This is a genomic window from Bradyrhizobium lablabi, assembly GCF_018129385.1.
GTDB classification, from domain to species: domain Bacteria; phylum Pseudomonadota; class Alphaproteobacteria; order Rhizobiales; family Xanthobacteraceae; genus Bradyrhizobium; species Bradyrhizobium lablabi_C.
In genome coordinates this window covers 22,167-36,546 of record NZ_JAFCLN010000012.1, presented here as the reverse complement: position 1 = coordinate 36,546, position 14,380 = coordinate 22,167, and the positions used below count along the sequence as shown (strand labels likewise).

Genomic DNA, 14,380 nt, shown 5'->3' with positions numbered 1-14,380 from the left:
CCGCCACGGCGGCGTCTACCATCCCTCCAGCACGATCTTCCCGCGCGACTTGCCGCTCTCTAGCAACGCGTGCGCGCGCTTCAGATTCGCCGCGTTGATCGTGCCAAAGGTCTGGTCGAGCGTGGTGCGCAAGACGCCCTTGTCGATGAGGTCGGCGACATCGTTGAGCAGCATGTGCTGCGCGATCATATCCGGCGTCTGGAACGAGGAGCGCGTGAACATCGATTCCCAGTGCACCGAGATCGCCTTGCCCTTGAAGACGCTCATGGTGAACTCCGGGGGATCGTCGATCAGGCCGAACTTGCCCTGCGGCGCCATGAAGTCGGCGATCGCCTTGTAGTGCTGGTCGGTGTAGGTGAGGCTGGCAACCAGCGCCACCGGCGGTACTTTCAGCTTCTCGATCTGCTCCTTCATCGGCTTGCCGTGATCGATCACCGCATGCGCGCCGAGATCAAGGCACCATTTCTGCGACTCCGGCCGCGTCGCGGTGGCGACGGCCGTCAGGCCGGTGAGCCGGCGCGCAAGCTGGATCAGGATCGAGCCGACGCCCCCGGCGCCGCCGGTGATCAGCAGCGTGCGCGGATCGACGCTCTTGCCGGGCACCGCGCCAAGCCGGTCGAACAGCAGTTCCCAGGCGGTGATCGAGGTGAGGGGCAGGGCGGCGGCCTGCGCGAACGACAGCGATTTTGGCTTGCGGCCAACGATCCGCTCGTCGACCAGATGGAATTCCGAATTGGTGCCCTGGCGCAGGATCGAGCCGGCGTAGAACACTTCGTCGCCCGGCTTGAACAGCGACACGTCGGATCCAACCGCATCGACCACGCCGGCGGCGTCAAACCCGAGAATCTTGTACTCGCCCTCCGGCGGCGCGGCGCGCTTGCGCACCTTGTAGTCGACCGGGTTGGCCGAGATCGCCTTCACCGCCACACGGATGTCGCGCCCCTTCGGTTCGGGCTTTGCGGTCTCGAAATCGATCAGGGAATTTGCGTCCTCGACGGGGAGCGATTTTTGGTATCCGACGGCCTTCATTCGGGTCTCCTCTACGGCATGAGCCGGAAAAGTGGGTACCGGTTTTCCGACAAGCTCATGCCCAAAACCAAGGGTGCCGGAATAAGTGTCGGGGTAGCGTCCACTTGGCAAGTACTGTAAATTTTGGGAATTAGTCCCTGTTTGGATACTATTGGGAAAATCAGCCATGAAACGGCGGAATTTCGCCCATCGACCCGGCTGCGCGGTGGAAGCGACCCTCGATCTGATTGACGGCAAGTGGAAGGGCGTCATCCTCTACCACCTGCAAAGCGGCACCCAGCGCTTTGGCGAGCTTCGCCGCCTGATGCCGGGAATCACCCAGCGCATGCTCACCAAGCAGCTCCGCGCGCTGGAGGACGACCGGCTGATCATCCGCACCGTCTACGCCGAGGTTCCGCCGCGGGTGGAATACCGCCTGTCGGAAACCGGCGAGAGCTTGCGCCCGGTCATCGACATTCTGAAGGCCTGGGGCGAAAAGCACCGGGAACGGCTATCCTGCGGGCCCGATCCGGACATGGTGCCGCTACCCGATCGCGCGGCCTGATCGCCCGCGTTTGACTTCTCCCGCCAGCGCCCCGCGACTATATCTGGCCAATCAATTTTGGGATTTCTGCATGACGTTGCTCCGCTCTTTCGCCGCTTTGCTGATCGTCGCTGCCGCCGCCATGCCGGCCCAGGCGCAGGATCGCCGCGTGCCGGCTTCGCCGGCCGAGCTGAAACTTTCCTTTGCGCCGATCGTCCAGCGCACGCAGCCCGCGGTGGTCAACGTCTATGCCGGCAAGACCGTGCAGAACCGCAATCCGCTGCTCGACGATCCGATTTTTCGCCGCTTCTTCGGCATCCCCGGCAACCGCCAGCCGGAACAGATGCAGCGCTCGCTCGGCTCCGGCGTGATGGTGGATCAGTCAGGCCTCGTCGTCACCAACAACCACGTCATCGAGGGCGCCGATCAGGTCAAAATCTCGCTCGCCGACAAGCGCGAATTCGAAGCCGAAATCGTGCTGAAGGATAGCCGCACCGATCTGGCGGTGCTGCGCGTCAAGGACAGCAAGGAAAAGTTCGCAACGCTCGATTTCGCCAATTCCGACGAGCTATTGGTCGGCGACGTCGTGCTCGCGATCGGCAACCCCTTCGGCGTCGGCCAGACCGTGACGCACGGCATCGTTTCGGCGCTGGCGCGCACGCAGGTCGGCATCACCGACTACCAGTTCTTCATCCAGACCGACGCCGCGATCAATCCCGGCAATTCCGGCGGCGCGCTGGTCGACCTGAGTGGACGCCTTGCCGGCATCAACACCGCGATCTTCTCGCGCTCCGGAGGCTCGCAGGGCATCGGCTTTGCGATTCCCGCCAACATGGTGCGCGTGGTGGTCGCCTCCGCCAAGAGCGGCGGCAAGGCCGTGAAGCGGCCCTGGCTTGGCGCCCGCTTGCAAGCGGTGACGCCCGAGATCGCCGAGTCGCTCGGCCTGCGGCTGCCGACCGGCGCGCTGGTCGCCAATGTCGCGCCCGGCAGCCCGGCGGCGCGGGCAGGGCTGAAATTGTCCGACCTGATCGTTGCCATCGATGGCCAGACCATCGACGATCCCAACGCCTTCGACTACCGCTTTGCCACCCGGCCATTCGGCGGCACTGCCCAGATCGACGTTCAGCGCGGCGGCAAGACCATCAAGGTCAACATCCCGCTGGAGGTCGCGCCCGATACCAACCGCGACGAGATCACGATCTCTGCGCGCTCGCCGTTCCAGGGCGCCAAGGTCGCCAACATCTCGCCGGCGGTCGCTGAAGAGCTGCGGCTCGACAGCAATGCGGAAGGCGTCGTGGTGGTCGATCTCGAAGACGGCGCGCCCGCGGCCGGTGTCGGCTTCCAGAAAGGCGACATCATCCTGAACGTGAACAACCAGAAGATCGCCAAGACCAGCGATCTCGACAAGGCCGCAAAGGCCTCGTCCCGGTTGTGGCGCATCGTTGTGGTGCGGGGCGGTCAGCAGATCAACGTCACGCTCGGCGGATGAGCCCGAAGCGACCGCAATCGTCACCGAACCTCTTTGCCGCGGCAGGGATGGAGCAGGATGCGCCGCGTCCGCTGCCCGATCGCCTGCGTCCGCAAAAGCTCTCCGATGTCGTAGGGCAAGACCACATCCTCGGTCCCGACGGCGCACTGACGCGCATGCTGGAGACGCGTACGCTCGGCTCGCTGGTGTTTTGGGGGCCGCCCGGCACCGGCAAGACCACGGTCGCGCGCCTCCTGGCGGATGCGACTGAACTGCATTTCGAGCAGATTTCCGCGGTGTTTTCCGGCGTTGCCGATCTGAAGAAAGTGTTCGACGCGGCCCGCGCGCGCCGCGAGACCGGCAAGGGCACGCTCTTGTTCGTCGACGAGGTGCATCGCTTCAACCGCGCCCAGCAGGACTCTTTCCTGCCCGTGATGGAAGACGGCACCGTGGTGCTGGTCGGCGCCACCACGGAAAATCCGTCCTTCGAGCTCAACGCGGCGCTCCTGTCGCGCGCACGCGTGCTGGTGTTCCATTCACTCGACGCCGCCGCGGTCGAGAAGCTGTTTGCGCACGCCGAAAGGATCGAGGGCAAAAAGCTGCCGCTCGATGCGGAGGCGCGCGGCGTGCTGGTGCGGATGGCCGATGGCGACGGCCGCGCCGCGCTGACGCTCGCCGAGGAAGTCTGGCGCGCCGCGCGCAAGGACGAGGTGTTCAACGCGGCGCAGCTCCAGGAAATCCTGCAACGCCGCGCACCGATCTACGACAAATCCGCCGACGGCCATTACAACCTCATTTCGGCCCTGCATAAATCCGTGCGCGGCTCCGATCCGGATGCTGCGCTGTATTATCTCGCGCGCATGCTCGATGCGGGCGAGGACCCGCTGTTCCTCGCGCGCCGTGTCGTGCGGATGGCAGTGGAAGACATCGGTCTTGCCGATCCGCAGGCGCTGGCGGTCTGCACCGCGGCCAAGGATGCCTATGATTTCCTCGGCTCTCCCGAAGGCGAACTGGCGATCGCGCAAGCCGTGATCTATCTCGCGACTGCGCCGAAATCGAACGCCGCGTACAAGGCGTTTGGCGCGGCCATGCGCACCGCCAAGGAGGCGGGCTCGCTGCTGCCGCCAAAGCACATTCTCAATTCGCCGACCAAGCTGATGAAATCCGAAGGCTACGGTTCGGGCTACGAATATGACCATGATGCGCCTGATGCGTTCTCCGGTCAGGACTATTTTCCGGAAGCGCTCGGGCGCCAGACCTTTTACGACCCGCCCGATCGCGGCTTCGAGCGCGAGATCAGGAAGCGGCTCGATTACTGGGCCCGGCTCCGGCGGGAGCGGGGCGGAGGACAGGAATGAACGGACGTCTCAAGACACTGGCGCTGGGGTTTTTCGCCGCAGCGGGCTTTGCGCATTTCGCATCGGCGGAGACGGTGCAGCTCGCGCCCGGCATTCAGGTGACGAAGCACAGCTATTCCGCGCCCGCCAACGAGCAGCCGTTTTTCGGTTTTGAGGCGAAGACCGCCGAGCAGCGCGAGGCGGACGACAAGTTCGTCAAGGCGCTGGTGGAAGCGACGGGTTCGCGCGAAAAGGCGCTGGACGAAGTCAGTAAACGCGGCTGGCGCGCGCTCGCCGGAGGAAGGTACGGCGAGGCGGCGCAACGCTTCAATCAGGCCTTCCTCGTCGATCCCGAGCAGAGCGTCGTCTATCACGGCCTCGCGGTGGTCGCCCAAATCCGCTTCAAGGATACTGCGTTTGCAGAAGAGCTTTACCGGATCGCGCGCAAGCAGCCCAATCCGCTGAAGATGCTGAATGCCGATTACGGCCGGGTGCTTCTCGTCGACAAGCGGCCGAAAGAGGCGCAGCCCGTGCTGGAGCAGGCCGTGAAGGATGCGCCCGACTTCGGCGATGCCTGGATCAACCTCGCCTGGGCGCGCCAGCAGAACGGCGACAACAATGCGGCTTGCGCCGCCGCCGACGAAGCGATGAAGCTGCGGCCGTCGGCCAACGCGAAGGTCGATCTGGCGAAGCTTAAAACCACGGCGCAGTGCAAATAGGCGGGTCTTGCAAAGATGTGCCAAAAATGGCACATTAGGCGAGCTGGATGATCGACCGCGAAAAAAAAGCTTCCCGCGCGCTTCTATGTCAGCCCGGCTGGCCGCAACCCTGTTCGCGAATGGATTCTCGATCTGCCTGCCGAAGACCGCAGGACAGTTGGGAAGGACATTCAAAAGGTAGAATTCGGTTGGCCGATCGGGCGTCCCCATTGTGCCCCGTTGGGGAATGGCTTGTGGGAAGTACGAAGCGATCTCGATAGCAACCGGATTGCGCGGGTTATCTTCTGCATGGGCGATGGCTTCATGGTTCTGTTGCACGGCTTCATCAAGAAGACGCAGAAGACACCGCAGCAAGACATAGAACTCGCGCTGAAGCGCAAGAAAGAGGTGACGTGATGGTGAGGAAGAAAGCGCGCGTGAGCAAGGAAACGTTCGACGAGTTTCTTGAAGAGCAGGGCATGCTCGGATCATGTGAAGAGCGCGCCATCAAGGAGATCATCGCCGAACAACTGGCCGAAGCGATGAAAGCGCAAGGCATCACCAAGATCGCCATGGCGGAGCGCATGAAAACCAGCCGGCGCCAACTTGACCGGCTGTTGGATCCTGCCACGCCATCGGTAACTTTGGAGACGTTGCGCCGTGCAGCGAACGCCGTTGGGCGAACGCTACGAGTTGAGCTGACCTGACGGCTATTTTCTTGTCTCGTGAGTTCCACCAACCTGGTGGCACGATGCGTCGCTACTCCCGGTCCTTTGTGCGCTTTTTCAATTCGGCAAAGGCGCGGCCGGCAAAGCGGCCGAGCTTGGTCGCCGTGGAGTCGAGCTCTTCGGCATGATTGCTGCGGCCCGACTCGAAGGCGGTGAACCAGCGGCGAAAGCGCGCCAGTTCCTCCGGCGTTAGCCGGCTAACTGCTTCAGCGATTTCTTCGACTTTCATCTGGCCAGTCCCGGCTATTTCCCCGTCTTCACGAATTCCAGGATTTGATCGGTCAGCCGCGTATCTACGGTATTGATCGAATATACCTCTGACATATGGCTGTGCTGCGGCAGCATGAAGGTGCGTGCACAGCCGTTCGGGCCCTTGCAGATCGCCTGCTTCACCAGTTCGTACTGCTCGATGAAGCGGGGCGGGTCGAGCTCGGCGGCCGTGATCATCAGCGGCGTCTTGCTGGCGATGAGACCCTTGACCGATGAACGCTCCGAATAGCGCGAGGAATCGGAGCCGAAATAGGCCAGTTCGGCGTCGCCGACCGGGGACGCGGTGAGATCGTAGAGGCCGGACACCATGATGGCTCCGGCAAGGCCGCCGCCCTTCACCTTGTGCAGCTCGGGATGCGAAACATAGCCCGCGACGTGAACGGCGCCGGCGGATTGTCCCATCAGGTAGATGCGCGAAGGATCGCCGCCGCGCGCGGCGATCTCTTTCGTCACCCACTGCACGACGCTCGCAAGGTCTTCCGCACCCGCGGGCCAGGGAGAAGCCGGCGCCAGCCGGTAGGTCGTGTTGACGCCGACAAAGCCGTTCTTCACCGCCCACAACATGATGTTGTCGTAGAAGGGGCTGTTGGGGTTGCGCTTGTTGCCGGCGACAAAGCCGCCGCCGTGAACATAGATCAGGACGGGCCGGGCGGCGGTGCTTGCTTCCGGCATGAATACATCGAGCAGGTTGCGTTCAGCGGGGCCGTACTTCACGTCGCGCTCGACCTTGACGCCCGTGTACGGCTCCTTCTCCTGCATCGGCGCATAGAGCGCCGCCGTCTTCGGCGGGTCGACGACACGGCCGAGCTCCAGCAGCTTCCAGGCGAGTTCCTCCGACATCGGGCTTTGCTGCGCCCAGGCCGGATTCATCACCAGCGCCACTACCGCAGCCAGAGCCAACCTTACGCCTGCCATCCCCATTCTCCCGTTTCTTGTTCGCCTGACATGACCGATATCGCGGGCAATTTGCACCGATTCCGTCGTGACGGCCCCGCGCATTTGCGCTACGCCAATAGCGCAAAATGGAGCCGAAATCAGCATGAGTCGCCGCGACCGGAAACCGCTTGCGAAGTCGCGCAATGCAGGCGATCGGCCCAAAGGAGCCAGCAAGGGAGGCAGTAAGGGCGCTCGGCCTTTCCGCAGCCGCAAGCCGGGCGAGCCGGGCCGTGACGATCGCCCGCAGGGCCATCGTCCCAGTGGAAAGCCGGCACGCTTTGCCGAACCGCGCAGGGACAAGCCACAGCCTTTCCGCGAAGAGCCCGCCGCCGAGCCAAAACTCCCGACAAAGGTCCAGACCGTCACCGTCACCGCCGACGAGAACAACATGCGGGTCGACCGCTTTCTCGAGGCGCGCTTTCCGGGCCTGTCGTTCTCCCATATTCAGCGGATCGTCCGCAAAGGCGAGCTGCGCGTCAACGGCAAGCGCGCCGACAGCAAGGACCGGCTGGAGGAGGGGCAGAGCGTCCGCATTCCGCCGTTGCGGCTCGATGCGCCGAAGGTGCCAGGCGTGCTCTCCGAGGCGGCGCAGAAGACGCTGGCCGCGCTGAAGGAAATGACGCTCTACGAGGATGACGACGTCCTGGTCCTGAACAAGCCGGCGGGGCTCGCCGTGCAGGGCGGAAGCGGCATCACGCGCAACGTCGATGACATGTTGGAAGTGATGCGCGATGCCAAGGGGCAGAAGCCGCGCCTCGTGCACCGGATCGATCGGGAAACGTCCGGCTGCCTTTTGATTGCCAAGACGCGCTTTGCCGCCACGCATCTGACCGGCGCGTTCCGCCACCGCTCGGCGCGAAAAATCTACTGGGCGCTGGTGGCAGGCGTGCCAAAGCCGAAGCAGGGCCGTATCTCGACCTACCTTGCGAAGGACGAGGGTGAGGACGACACCATCATGGTAATCGCCAAACATGGCGACGAGGGCGCGAGCCACGCGGTGACCTATTACGCGGTTGTCGAAACTTCCGCGACAAAGCTCGCCTGGGTGTCGCTGAAGCCGGTCACAGGGCGCACCCATCAACTGCGTGCGCATATGGCGCATATCGATCACGCCATCGTCGGCGACCCCAAGTATTTCAACAAGGAGAACTGGGAGCTGCCGGGTGGTTTGCAGAACCGCCTGCATCTCTTGGCGCGCCGCATCGTCATCCCGCATCCGCGTGGTGGCGTGATCGACGCCACTGCGCCCTTGCCGCCGCACATGCTGCAATCCTGGAATCTGCTGGGGCTGGAAGCCGACCGTTTTGATCCGATCGAGAACGCCCCGGAGGAGTGAGGTCCGCGGCCGGCGCAGCAATATCGATCAAAACGCCGTCGTGTTGATCGATTAGTTTTCGGGCTTCGCTGGTTCGAAAAGGTGTTTCGATGATCCGGAAGTGGTTGGGCGCGGCATTCCTTGCTCTTCTGACGCTCGCATATGGCGTTGCGGCCGACGCCCAGACGCTGGTGCTGAAAGGCGGGACGGTCTACGCCACACCTGAGGCCGCGCCGCTGGCCGACGCCGTGATCGTGATGTCGTCCGGCGCCATCACCGCCGTCGGGCCTGCCAGTGAGGTGCAAATCCCCCCGGACGCGCGCATGATCGATTGCACCGGCAAGACGATCGTCGCCGGCTTCTGGAACAGCCACGTCCACTTGACGGAAGCGGTGTGGAAGAATGCCGCCGAGGCACCGGCTGCCTCGCTCACGGCGCACATGCAGGCGATGCTGACGAAGTGGGGCGTCACAACAGTGTGGGATCTCGGCTCTGATCCAACCGATGGTTTTGCGCTGCGCAAGCGGATCAATGCCGGGGAAGTGCTGGGCCCGAATATCTTCTTTGCCGGCAGCATTTTCCCGAGAGATGGACACCCCATCTATCTCCCGCCCGAGATGCAACTACCTGAGGCCGCTACGCCGGAGCGGGCGGAGCACTTGGCGCGAAGCTATATGCAGATGGGGCTCGACGGCTTGAAGCTCTTCACCGGCGTCTTCAAAGGCGAAGACAAGGCCGTCGTGAACATGGATGCCGCCATTGCCAAGGCAGGGGTCGACGTCGTGCACGCGTGGGTAAAACCGGCGTTCGCCCATCCGCAGAACAGGGCGGGCGTGGACGCCGTGATCGCCGCCGGTGCGGACGTGATGGCCCACACCGCGCCGGGAGCAAATTACACAGCCGAGCAACTCGAGCGGTTCAAGCAGCAGAACATTGCTTTGATCCCCACACTGTCGCTGTTTGCAAAGCTGCCGATCCCGCCCGAGATATCCGCGCGACTGGTCGATAGCGCCGTCCAGCAACTCAAGGCCTTCTCGGAGAATGGCGGGAAGGTCCTGTTCGGCACCGATGTCGGTTTCACGAAACTGTACGACACCACGACCGAATACGAACTGATGCACCGCGCGCTCAGGGGGTCCCAGGTGCTGGCCGCGCTCACCACCAATCCCGCGGGCTATTTCAAGGCCACCTCGAAAGGAAGAGTGCAGCAGGGCTTTGATGCCGATCTCGTGATCCTGGATGGCGATCCCATCGCAGATGTCCGTAATCTCGCAAAAGTCGCCGTCACCATCCGCGCCGGGCAGGTGATCTATCAGAAGCCGTGAAAGGCAGGCTGATTCAACATTAATTTAGAGCCGGCTTCCTTGCGGTCTCGCCAGGGGAGCACGACCTCTATTCCATGAAACTCGCTTCGCTGATTCTTGGCGCTGTCTTGTTGGCCGCTCTCGCAAGCCCGGCGTCGGCGCAGTTCATTCCGCCGGGATCCTCAACGCTCAATCCGCCGCTGCCATCGCCGCCGCCACCGCCGAAAATCGAGGTGCCGGCGATTCCGCAGATGGATGCGCCTGCGCCGTCGCCCTATATCAGCCCCGCTCCAAGCGCCTCGTTCGGCGACCGCATCGGCGCATGCCTCGACGATGCCGCTGCCGCTGGCCTCGATCCGGCCGATCGGGCCGCCTATTCGCGCTCCTGTGCCAACCGCTAGCAGTTGCGCGATCGTGATGCTCGCTGACTGCCTCCCACCCATATGATATGTTTGGTGCCGTGCCGGGGAGAACCGGTTCCATGACATGAAGGGACAGGCGGCTGGGCCACTCTCAAGGAGGAGGCTATGACCATCGAAAGCATTCTGAGGCGGAAAGGCACCGATGTTGCGACAATCGCGCCGGATGCCAGCGTCAAGAGAGCGGCAGACTGGCTCCGCGCAAAGAACATCGGCGCCCTGGTGGTGACGAGCGAAAACGCCATTGCCGGTCTGATTTCCGAGCGTGAAATCGTGGATGCATTTTCCCGTCATGGTGAGGCGGCCAAGTCGATGCTGGTGAAGGAAGTCATGCAATATGGCGTGACCACTGTGTCCCCGGACGACAGCGTTGTTCGCGTGATGAAGCTGATGACGCATCATCGCGTACGCCACATGCCGGTGGTACGCGGAGGCAAGCTGGTCGGCATCGTCAGTATTGGCGATGTGGTCAAGCACCGGTTGGAAGATCTGGAGCTGGAGACGAACGTCTTGCGGGATGTCTACGCCGCCGCGCGTTGATCGCATCGGCACATATCTGGATGGCGCCGCGGCCGCTGGCCTCGACTGGATTGACCGCGCCGCCCGTTCGCGCTCGTCGCGGAACCGGCTGACTGCTCCTTCCCTTCCTTAATGCGCATTTATTCCGCTTCGCACGAAAAATTTGGTTCGGAATAGTCGTCCACGGCAGGGGTTCGCCAAACGTGATCTTCATTCATCAAGAAGGAACAACGTTGATGATCAAACGTGCAGGTATCGCGCTGATCGGCGCAATCGTGATGGCGACGGCCGCGGTGGCGCAGACGGCGCCCGCAAAGGTCGCCGATACGTCGAAAGGCAAGGCGCTGGTCGATGCCAAGGGCATGACGCTCTACGTCTTCGACAAGGACAAGGATGTTCCCGGCAAATCCGCGTGCAACGGCACCTGCGCGGAGAACTGGCCGGTGCTGCTCGCCTCAGGCAGCGACAAGGCGTCCGGCGACTGGACGATCGTCGCGCGCGACGACGGCAAGAAGATGTGGGCCTACAAGGGCCGTCCGCTCTACACCTGGAAGAACGACAAGGCGCCCGGCGATGTCGACGGCGACGGCAAGCTGAATGGTGCTTGGCATATCGCCACGCCGTAAGAGATCATGAAGCCGCCGTTCGGGGGCGCGGCCAGCAGCTTGGTCCCATGATTTGTCGGCCGTCATGGCCGGGCTTGTCCCGGCCATCCACGTCTTTCTGTCAGTCCGAGCGCGAAGACGTGGATGCCCGGCACAAGGCCGGGCATGGCGAGTCATGTCTCTCAGACGAGTGACATAGCGAGCGCCTGCGCTTCCGGCACCACGTCGTGGCTGTAGAGTTTTTTGCGAAACTCCGCATGCGCGCGGATCTCGTCGTCGCGGACGCCGAGGTCCGCGTAGTGCGAATCCAGACGCATGCCGTTCTCGCGCGCGCCGCGTTGGACCGCGGCGACCCGCTCGCGCCGCAGCCGGTCATAGGCGTGCAGTGCGGGCGAGACCTTTGCGCGGTCTGTCCCGGCGAGGATCGTCGCCAGCGCCATGCCGTCCTCGATCGACTGGTTGGCGCCCTGGCCGAGATGCGGCAGCATCGGGTGGGCGGCATCGCCGAGCAAGGTGAGGCGGCCTTTGGTCCAGACCGGCAGCGGCTCGCGGTCGTACAGCGCCCAGCGAAAGGTGTTTTGCACCTTGCTCAGCAGATTTCCGATCCGCCCTTCCCAGCCTTCGAATTCCGCGCGCAGAACGTCGGGATCGCCCGGCGCCGACCAGGATTCCTTCATTTCCGCATCCGCCGGCACGAAGCCGACATAGTTGATCAACTCGCCCGCGCGCACCGGAAAGGTCAAAAAGTGTTTTGATTTGCCGAGCCACATCAGCCAGCGGTCAGCCGGCCAGTCCGGAATCAGACGATGCGGCAGCACGCCGCGATAGGCGACCGAGCCGTGGAACACAGGCCGCGACGGCGGCACCACGAATTGCCTGATCTCGGAGTGGATGCCGTCGGCCGCGACCACGACATCGGCTTCGGCGGAAGCGCCGTTGGCGAACACGACCTTGGCCTTGTCTTCGGTCTGCTCAAAGCCGACCGCTCGATGGCCGGTGTGCACCACCCCGTCGGGCAGTGCCGTCGCCAATAGTTCGACGAGGTCCGCGCGGTGCATGCCAAAAGTCGCATTCCACCCTGCGGCATCCATGACCTGGACGGGTGCGATCGGCGCGCCATCGTGACGGAAATAGTGCGAGCCGGTGCCGACCCTGGCGCCGTACTTCTCCACCGCCGGTTCGAGGCCGACCCGCTTCAACTGGCGCACGCTGTTGGGGGTGAGGAACACGCCGGCGCCGACCTCGCCAAGGGCCGGGGCCTGCTCAAAGACCGCTACATCGAGGCCGTGCGCGATCAGCGCATTCGCCGCAAACAGGCCGCCGATCCCACCGCCGACCACAACAACCGATAGCCCCATTTCTCACCTGCTTTTTCGCCGCAGCATGCACACCGGTTTTGCGGGAAAAGCGCTTCCCGATGCTTGCTCGTTCAAGCTATCCTTTATCGCCGATGACGCCAAGTTGCGGCGCGCGAACAAGAAAGTACCGGCGGGAGGAAGTGAATGCGACGACGTTTCTGGGTGCTCGCCCTGCAAATCGCGATGGCCGTATCGATTGCCGGCCCGGCGCTTGCACAAACCTGGCCCGACCGTGCGGTGAAGATCGTCGTGCCGTTCCCGGCCGGCGGAACGGCGGACGCCGTGCCGCGCATTGTCGCCGATTGGCTCTCCCGCAAATGGGGACAGCCTGTCGTCATCGAGAACAAGACGGGTGCGGCCGGCAATATCGGCTCCGAGAGCGTCTACAATGCCGCGCCGGATGGCTACACCTTGCTGTCAGCCCCGCCGCCGCCGCTCGTCATCAATCACAACCTCTATCCGAAACTCGGTTTCGATCCCACCAGGTTCGAGCCCATCATCGTGATGGCTCACGTGCCGAACGCCCTGATCGTCAACCCGAACAAGGTCAAGGCGGCGAGCGTCCCCGAGCTGATCGCCTATCTCCAGCAAAACCCCGACAAGGTCACGTCGGCGACGCAAGGCAACGGCACCACGTCGCATCTGACATCCGAGCTGTTTCAATTGATGGCAAAGGTGAAGCTACAGAACATCCCGTATCGCGGATCGGCGCCGGCCTTGCAGGGCCTGCTGGCCGGAGACGTCGACCTGATGTTCGACAATCTCGGCGTGTCGCTGGGGCTGACCACGTCCGGACAGCTCAAGCTGCTGGCGGTTGCCTCAAGCAGCCGGCTGCCGGCGATGCCCGACGTGCCGACCATTGCCGAAACGTTGCCCGGGTTTGAAGCCGTTGCCTGGTTCGCGATCGTGGCGCCGCCGAAAACGCCGAAGGCGATCGTCGACAAGATCAATGCCGATGTGAACGAGGCCCTGGCCCAGCCCGAAATACAGGCCCAGTTGAAAAAGCTCTCAGCGGAAGTGTTTGGCGGTCCGGTCGAGAAGACGGCCAAATATCTTCAGAACGAGATCGAGCGCTGGGGCGGGGTGATCAAGGCCGCGAAGATCAAGATGGAATAGGGCGGCAGAACCGCATGCTCGGGACTGCCCCGGCGGCGAAGAAAAAGGGCTGTGGATAGCAGCGAATCTGCCAAAGGTGTCGCGGGTCCGACGCAATCGGACGACACGATTCATGCCCCGCCGAGTGGACGCGAGGCGGGACGTTTGGGCGATCAGTCGAGGTCAGCAATGCGCGACCCGCACACCGTCGCGGCGATAGTCCGCGCCTTGAGACACGTCCATGGAGACGACACCGCGCGTGCCATGCTGACGAACGGCACGACGCTGGCCGCAATGATCGACGCCCTTCTGCACTCACCGCTGACGAACCGCGACGCCGTCAAGCTGATGACGCGGGCGCTGCGATGCGACGACTTCATCATTACGCCGGGGCTCAGCTCGGCCTGGCACATCGAATATGTCTATGATCCCCCGAAATCACTGAACGTCGTTGACCTGGCGGTCTCGACGCTGGATCTCGGCACCTTTGCCAGCACCGACATCCGCCTGGTGTTGCAGGTTGGCAGTTGATCATCCGGTCGCCGAGGCGACCGGATGACGCGTTTCAGGGAATGGTCAAACGCAAAAGCGAAAATAATGGGCAGCCGACGACCGATCTCATTAGCCAAATTCATGCAAAGAATAACTATCATGAATTTGACTTAGATCAAGAAACCGGACAGCTTTCCGTGCATGGCTATCCGGTTCGATACAGCAGGCAATCTGTGCGCGCAGATCAGCGCGAACGCGCTATCGATCGACGTCGCCGCGCGTGA

At 63.2% G+C, this 14,380-nt stretch carries 18 protein-coding genes; 14 read left to right on the top strand and 4 right to left on the bottom strand.

What is annotated here, in order from left to right; translation table 11 throughout:
* Positions 1 to 15 precede the first annotated feature (15 nt).
* Positions 16 to 1,029, bottom strand: a complete 1,014-nt coding sequence (locus JQ628_RS21525; RefSeq protein WP_212225167.1) for a zinc-binding alcohol dehydrogenase family protein — start codon at positions 1,027 to 1,029, stop codon at positions 16 to 18.
* A 166-nt stretch (positions 1,030 to 1,195) separates the two neighbouring features.
* Here JQ628_RS21525 and JQ628_RS21520 point away from each other — a divergent pair, with 166 nt between their 5' ends.
* The 6 genes from JQ628_RS21520 (at position 1,196) to JQ628_RS21495 (ending at position 5,762) form a co-directional block, all read left to right on the top strand.
* Positions 1,196 to 1,573 (top strand): winged helix-turn-helix transcriptional regulator, encoded by a 378-nt coding sequence (locus JQ628_RS21520; protein ID WP_212225165.1) that lies wholly within the window; start codon positions 1,196 to 1,198, stop codon positions 1,571 to 1,573.
* Between the two features lie 70 nt (positions 1,574 to 1,643).
* Positions 1,644 to 3,041: a DegQ family serine endoprotease gene (locus JQ628_RS21515; protein ID WP_212225163.1), complete on the top strand. Its 1,398-nt coding sequence runs from the start codon at positions 1,644 to 1,646 to the stop codon at positions 3,039 to 3,041.
* The gene (locus tag JQ628_RS21510; protein ID WP_212225161.1) at positions 3,038 to 4,378 is read left to right on the top strand and encodes a replication-associated recombination protein A; all 1,341 of its coding nucleotides are present in this window, start codon (positions 3,038 to 3,040) and stop codon (positions 4,376 to 4,378) included. The genes JQ628_RS21515 and JQ628_RS21510 overlap by 4 nt, the downstream gene beginning before the upstream one ends.
* Positions 4,375 to 5,076, top strand: a complete 702-nt coding sequence (locus JQ628_RS21505; RefSeq protein WP_212225159.1) for a tetratricopeptide repeat protein — start codon at positions 4,375 to 4,377, stop codon at positions 5,074 to 5,076. The genes JQ628_RS21510 and JQ628_RS21505 overlap by 4 nt, the downstream gene beginning before the upstream one ends.
* Before the next feature lie 123 nt (positions 5,077 to 5,199).
* Positions 5,200 to 5,472, top strand: coding sequence for a type II toxin-antitoxin system RelE/ParE family toxin (locus tag JQ628_RS21500; protein WP_212225367.1), 273 nt, complete (start codon positions 5,200 to 5,202; stop codon positions 5,470 to 5,472).
* On the top strand, positions 5,472 to 5,762 hold the full coding sequence (locus JQ628_RS21495) for a helix-turn-helix domain-containing protein (protein ID WP_212225157.1): 291 nt from the start codon (positions 5,472 to 5,474) through the stop codon (positions 5,760 to 5,762). Before JQ628_RS21500 ends, JQ628_RS21495 begins: the two co-directional genes overlap by 1 nt.
* Before the next feature lie 52 nt (positions 5,763 to 5,814).
* On the opposite strand, the gene JQ628_RS21490 is transcribed toward JQ628_RS21495, so the two are convergent.
* The gene (locus JQ628_RS21490; RefSeq protein WP_212225155.1) at positions 5,815 to 6,012 is read right to left on the bottom strand and encodes a hypothetical protein; all 198 of its coding nucleotides are present in this window, start codon (positions 6,010 to 6,012) and stop codon (positions 5,815 to 5,817) included.
* A 14-nt stretch (positions 6,013 to 6,026) separates the two neighbouring features.
* Positions 6,027 to 6,968 (bottom strand): alpha/beta hydrolase, encoded by a 942-nt coding sequence (locus tag JQ628_RS21485; RefSeq protein ID WP_212225153.1) that lies wholly within the window; start codon positions 6,966 to 6,968, stop codon positions 6,027 to 6,029.
* A gap of 124 nt (positions 6,969 to 7,092) precedes the next feature.
* Here JQ628_RS21485 and JQ628_RS21480 point away from each other — a divergent pair, with 124 nt between their 5' ends.
* The 5 genes from JQ628_RS21480 to JQ628_RS21460 all read left to right on the top strand — a co-directional run bounded on the left by JQ628_RS21480 (position 7,093) and on the right by JQ628_RS21460 (position 11,172).
* Entirely contained in the window at positions 7,093 to 8,325 is a 1,233-nt protein-coding gene (locus JQ628_RS21480) for an RluA family pseudouridine synthase (protein ID WP_212225152.1), read from the top strand.
* 89 nt (positions 8,326 to 8,414) lie between these two features.
* Positions 8,415 to 9,629 carry an amidohydrolase family protein gene (locus JQ628_RS21475; protein WP_212225151.1) on the top strand — a complete coding sequence of 405 codons (1,215 nt, stop codon included), beginning with the start codon at positions 8,415 to 8,417 and terminating at the stop codon, positions 9,627 to 9,629.
* A 74-nt stretch (positions 9,630 to 9,703) separates the two neighbouring features.
* The gene (locus JQ628_RS21470; RefSeq protein ID WP_212225150.1) at positions 9,704 to 10,009 is read left to right on the top strand and encodes a hypothetical protein; all 306 of its coding nucleotides are present in this window, start codon (positions 9,704 to 9,706) and stop codon (positions 10,007 to 10,009) included.
* A 126-nt stretch (positions 10,010 to 10,135) separates the two neighbouring features.
* Positions 10,136 to 10,567 carry a CBS domain-containing protein gene (locus JQ628_RS21465; protein WP_212225149.1) on the top strand — a complete coding sequence of 144 codons (432 nt, stop codon included), beginning with the start codon at positions 10,136 to 10,138 and terminating at the stop codon, positions 10,565 to 10,567.
* Between the two features lie 215 nt (positions 10,568 to 10,782).
* Entirely contained in the window at positions 10,783 to 11,172 is a 390-nt protein-coding gene (locus JQ628_RS21460) for a COG4315 family predicted lipoprotein (protein ID WP_212225148.1), read from the top strand.
* Between the two features lie 161 nt (positions 11,173 to 11,333).
* Here JQ628_RS21460 and JQ628_RS21455 read toward each other — a convergent pair whose 3' ends face one another.
* Positions 11,334 to 12,509 (bottom strand): FAD-dependent monooxygenase, encoded by a 1,176-nt coding sequence (locus JQ628_RS21455; protein ID WP_212225147.1) that lies wholly within the window; start codon positions 12,507 to 12,509, stop codon positions 11,334 to 11,336.
* Between the two features lie 144 nt (positions 12,510 to 12,653).
* On the opposite strand from JQ628_RS21455, the gene JQ628_RS21450 reads away from it, so the two are divergent.
* The 3 genes from JQ628_RS21450 to JQ628_RS21440 all read left to right on the top strand — a co-directional run bounded on the left by JQ628_RS21450 (position 12,654) and on the right by JQ628_RS21440 (position 14,380).
* Positions 12,654 to 13,625 carry a Bug family tripartite tricarboxylate transporter substrate binding protein gene (locus JQ628_RS21450; protein WP_212225146.1) on the top strand — a complete coding sequence of 324 codons (972 nt, stop codon included), beginning with the start codon at positions 12,654 to 12,656 and terminating at the stop codon, positions 13,623 to 13,625.
* Positions 13,626 to 13,793: 168 nt separating this feature from the next.
* Entirely contained in the window at positions 13,794 to 14,135 is a 342-nt protein-coding gene (locus JQ628_RS21445) for a hypothetical protein (RefSeq protein ID WP_212225145.1), read from the top strand.
* A 41-nt stretch (positions 14,136 to 14,176) separates the two neighbouring features.
* Positions 14,177 to 14,380, top strand: coding sequence for a hypothetical protein (locus JQ628_RS21440; protein WP_212225144.1), 204 nt, complete (start codon positions 14,177 to 14,179; stop codon positions 14,378 to 14,380).